Here is a 4,613-nt window from a genome sequence, read left to right as displayed (position 1 = left end):
TGCCTGTACTGCCGCTGGTTTCCGTCATCACTATTGTGCTTCTCGTAGGCGGCGTTGTTGCGCTTTCCTCTTCGAAGCTCCTTACACACGGCCTTCTTATCGCAGGCGTGGTTGTCTGTCATAACGCGCTCGGCCTTTTCTGCGGGTATGTATTCGGAAGAATATTCCACTTCTCCGAGCCAAAGGTCCGCTCGCTTTCAATTGAGGTCGGTATGCAGAACTCCGGTCTTGCTGCTTCTCTGGCACTGATGTACTTCAGCCCGGCAGCTGCTATCCCGGGTGCTATATTCAGTGTATGGCACAACATCTCGGGATCCATTGTTGCCAACTATTACACGCGCAAAGATGAGCGTGAGGAGCAGGCCGTAACGGCCAAAGCAGTATGAAAGTCACGCAGCAAAGTGAAAAAATACAAAAGGGGTCATTCTAAAATGAAGGTATTACGTACGGTCAAAGAAATTCAGGAATATACAAAAGAGATAAAAGCACAGGGAAAAACGATAGGTCTCGTTCCTACCATGGGCTGCCTGCATGAAGGCCATCTGACGCTCATGCGCGCTGCACGCGAGGCTTGCGATATCGTTATCGCTTCCGTATTCGTCAACCCGACACAGTTCGGTCCGAACGAGGACTTTGACGCATATCCGCGTCAGTTCGAGGAAGACTGCAAAAAACTCGAAACTGTTCCTGTAGATGCAGTATTTCATCCCGAGCCGGAGGAAATGTATCCGGACGGTTTCTGCACGTACGTCAATGTCGAAGGCGAGTTCACGCACCGTCTCTGCGGCGCGCAGCGTCCGATTCATTTCCGCGGTGTTGCCACAGTCGTTACGAAGCTCATGAACCTCTCCCGCGCAGATAAAGCATTCTTCGGTCAGAAGGATGCACAGCAGGTTGTCGTCGTCAAACGCTTTGTTGAAGACCTCAATCTGCCTGTTGAAATCACGATGGTTCCTATCGTCCGTGAACCTAGCGGTCTTGCGAGAAGCTCCCGCAACCGCTACCTGTCCGAAAAAGAGACTGAGGCTGCGCTGATTTTAAGCCAGAGTCTTAAAGAAGGACAGAAAGCATTCGATGGCGGAGAAAAGAATGCTCGCCGAATCGAAGAAATCGTCACGGAAAAGATTCAGTCGGAGCCTATGGCATCTATTGATTATGTGAAGGTATATTCCTTCCCGGCACTTGAACCTATCGAAACAGTCGATGGAGAAGCGCTGCTCGCTATTGCCGTCCGCATTGGCAAAACGCGTCTGATTGATAATGTCATTTTGAAGTAAGTATTCTATGTATTCTATACAGTCTGGAGGAAATAACGGATGTTTTTAAATCTGTTCAAGTCGAAAATTCATCGTGCGACGGTTACGGAGGCAAATCTTGAGTACATGGGAAGCATCACCATTGATGAAGCACTCATGGAAAAAGCACATATCCTTCCGAATGAACGCGTCCAGGTAGTAGACAACAACAACGGTTCGCGTCTTGAGACGTATGTTATTCCGGGACCGAAGGATTCCGGTGTTATCTGTCTGAACGGTGCGGCAGCGCGTCTTGTGCAGCCGGGCGACACGGTCATCATCATGGCATACGCATGGATGGATGAGGCCGAGGCAAAAGCATATAAGCCGACAGTCGTCATGGTCGATGAAAAAAATAAAGCCGTAGAAGTACGCCGCGTGGAACACGCAGGGGAAATCGGCTGAAAAATGGCGGTATAGAAAAGCGGTACGCAGAATCAGCCTGCGTGCCGCTTTTCTTTGCAGATAAAAAATAAATTTTGATTTTACGTAATATGCAAAGCATGCTTTCAATCAAAAAATATTGTGTTTTTAAGATTTGATGGTAGAATGAATGCATTACGAAAAAATAGTTTCGGTAATCATAGTAATTTCAGTTGCTTTTTCAAATAGTGCGTGCTACAATATTACGGTAACAAACTGGTTAGGCGACATACGTCTGCCGGTTCGGACCGGCGGATTTGATTCGCTAGATTCGTGAGTAAATGTCAAGGGGGTGAATTATTTGCCAAACATCAAAGCATCCATTCTGAGTGTTAAAACCGATGCGAAACGCCATGCAAAGAACGTCGCTGAGAAAACGCGCGTAAAGAAGGCTTCCCGTCAGGTGGTTGACGCTATCGCTGCTGGTAATGCGGACGAGGCGAAATCCCTCCTTCAGACGGCTTGCAAGACGATCGACCAGGCTGCTGCAAACCATGTATTCCATAAGAATACTGCAGCCCGCAAAAAGTCGGCGCTGGCTCAGAAAGTCAACGCTCTTGCGAAGTAATCGCATAGGACGAGATAACGAGCCCGTACAGAAATGTACGGGCTTTTTTTCTTGCGTTGACAATGAAGAATCAATTTGCTAGACTATGTAAAGCGATGATGAAGAGGAGTAAGCGCACCTCAGCGAGACTGCGGCGGTGGGAGGCAGTCAAAAGCGCCGAAGGCACTTCTGAGCATAATAGTATAAAAGATGAAGGCGGGCCTTAGGGCCAAGCAGGGTGGAACCGCGAGATTATATCCCGTCCCTGTAACAATTTTTGTTACAGGGACGGGATTTTTGTATGTCCTGTGCCTGTACTGTGAGGAGGAAATGTTTCATGAAATTTCAGGAGATCATCCTGACCCTGCAGAAGTTCTGGTCTGAGCAGGGCTGCATCCTTGGGGAGCCGTACGACGTCGAGAAGGGCGCCGGTACGATGAATCCTATGACTTTCCTGCGCGTGCTCGGCCCTGAGCCGTGGCATATCGCGTATGTTGAGCCGAGCCGCCGCCCGGCAGACGGACGTTACGGTGAAAACCCGAACCGTCTGTATCAGCATCATCAGTTCCAGGTCATTATGAAGCCGTCCCCGGACAATATCCAGGAGCTTTATCTTGAGAGCCTTGAGCGTCTCGGTATCGACCCGAAACAGCACGATATCCGCTTTGTTGAGGATAACTGGGAGTCCCCGACTCTCGGCGCATGGGGTCTCGGCTGGGAAGTATGGCTCGATGGTATGGAAATCACGCAGTTCACATATTTCCAGCAGGTAGGCAGCCAGGACGTAAAACCTGTCGCTTCCGAGATAACGTACGGTCTTGAGCGTCTTGCTATGTATATTCAGGGCGTTGAGAATGTTTACGACATTCAGTGGACTGACGACTATACCTACGGTGATGTTTTCAAGCAGAATGAATACGAGCAGTCCAGCTATTCCTTTGATCTTTCCGACGAGGCTCTTCTTTTCGACCTCTTCGAGAAATACGAGAAGGAAGCTGTCCGCGTAATTGAGCTTGGGTATGTGCATCCGGCATATGATTATGTCCTCAAATGCTCGCATACGTTCAACCTTTTGGACGCACGCGGAGCTATCAGCGTTTCGGAGCGTACGGCTTTCATCGGCCGTGTACGCCGTCTCGCCCGTCTTTGCGCTCAGTGCTACTTAAAGCAGCGTGAGGACCTTGGATACCCAATGCTCAACAAAGGAGGCCGTAAGAATGCCTAAGGATTTATTGCTCGAAATCGGAACGGAAGAAGTCCCGGCACATGCTATGCCCGGCATTCTTCAGGAAATCAAGGAAAACACAGAAAAGGCGCTGAAGGAACTCCGCCTTGAATATAAAGGAATCCGCACTCTCGGCACACCGCGCCGCATGACTCTGTATGTTGAAGCGCTTTCCGAGCGTCAGCCGGATATCTCCGACGAACGCCGCGGCCCGTCCGTACAGGTTGCGTTCGATGCGGACGGCAATCCGACGAAAGCCTGCGAGGGATTTGCGCGCGGACAGAAGGTCGACGTAAAGGATCTCGTCAAAAAAGACGGATATGTTTATGCTATGGTGCATGAGCAGGGGCAGGAAACGGCAAAGCTCATGGAAAAAATGCTTCCGGAGCTTATCTGCGGTCTCGGTTTTCCGAACAATATGCGCTGGCGCGATCTTGATTTCAAGTTTATCCGTCCGCTGCGCTGGATTGTTGCTCTCTATGATAATGAAGTAATTCCTTTTGAGGTCGCTGAGGTCAAATCCGGCCGCAGCTCCCGCGGACACCGTTTCCTCGGTGCTGAGAGCTTTGATATCGCATCTGCTGCAGACTATGAGAAGACCTGCGAAGAGCAGTTTATTATTGTTGATCCGGAACGCCGTCAGTCCATGATTAAGGAACAGATTGAAAAGGTTGCTGTAGAGAACGGCGGTAAGGTCGAGATTTCCGCAGACCTTCTCGAAGAGGTCAACTATCTCGTCGAATATCCGACGGCTCTCTGCGGTCATTTTGAGGAAAAATATCTTGCACTTCCGCCGGAAGCTGTTATCACGCCGATGCGCGATCATCAGCGTTATTTCCCGGTAAAGGATGCAAGCGGAAAACTGATGCCGCTTTTCATTACTGTAAGAAACGGCGGCAGCGAGTATCTTGAAACGGTACAGCACGGTAACGAACGCGTTCTCCGCGCACGTCTTGCAGATGCGCAGTTCTTCTTTGATGAGGACCGCAAGAAATCTCTGGAGCAGCATCTTGAGAAAACAAAGACTGTTGTATTCCAGGAAGGCCTTGGAACGATATTCGATAAATCGGGCCGTCTTGTTGAACTGGCAGAGCTTATCGCAGATAAGATTGGCGCTTCCGCT

6 protein-coding genes are annotated in these 4,613 nt (G+C 49.8%); all 6 read left to right on the top strand.

All coding sequences use genetic code 11. From position 1 onward, the window contains the following. A partial coding sequence (locus ACY69O_RS03530) for a bile acid:sodium symporter family protein (protein WP_462332091.1) occupies window positions 1-386 on the top strand: 386 nt, incomplete at its 5' end. Between the two features lie 45 nt (window positions 387-431). Next, window positions 432-1,277, top strand: coding sequence for a pantoate--beta-alanine ligase (gene panC, locus ACY69O_RS03525; protein WP_462332090.1), 846 nt, complete (start codon window positions 432-434; stop codon window positions 1,275-1,277). Between the two features lie 39 nt (window positions 1,278-1,316). After that, window positions 1,317-1,700 carry an aspartate 1-decarboxylase gene (gene panD, locus ACY69O_RS03520; protein ID WP_462332089.1) on the top strand — a complete coding sequence of 128 codons (384 nt, stop codon included), beginning with the start codon at window positions 1,317-1,319 and terminating at the stop codon, window positions 1,698-1,700. A gap of 319 nt (window positions 1,701-2,019) precedes the next feature. Further along, complete coding sequence (gene rpsT, locus ACY69O_RS03515) at window positions 2,020-2,286, top strand: 30S ribosomal protein S20 (protein ID WP_462332088.1); 267 nt, start codon at window positions 2,020-2,022, stop codon at window positions 2,284-2,286. 316 nt (window positions 2,287-2,602) lie between these two features. Then, a complete protein-coding gene (glyQ, locus tag ACY69O_RS03510; protein ID WP_462332087.1) occupies window positions 2,603-3,490 on the top strand; it encodes a glycine--tRNA ligase subunit alpha in 888 nt (295 codons plus the stop codon). Beyond that, on the top strand, window positions 3,483-4,613 hold a 1,131-nt coding region (gene glyS / locus ACY69O_RS03505; RefSeq protein ID WP_462332086.1), incomplete at its 3' end, for a glycine--tRNA ligase subunit beta. The genes glyQ and glyS, both read left to right, overlap by 8 nt.

Source organism: Schwartzia sp. (in: firmicutes), from assembly GCF_978017985.1.
The sequence above is the reverse complement of the archived record's forward strand: the minus strand, read 5'-3'. Positions and strand labels throughout refer to the sequence as shown.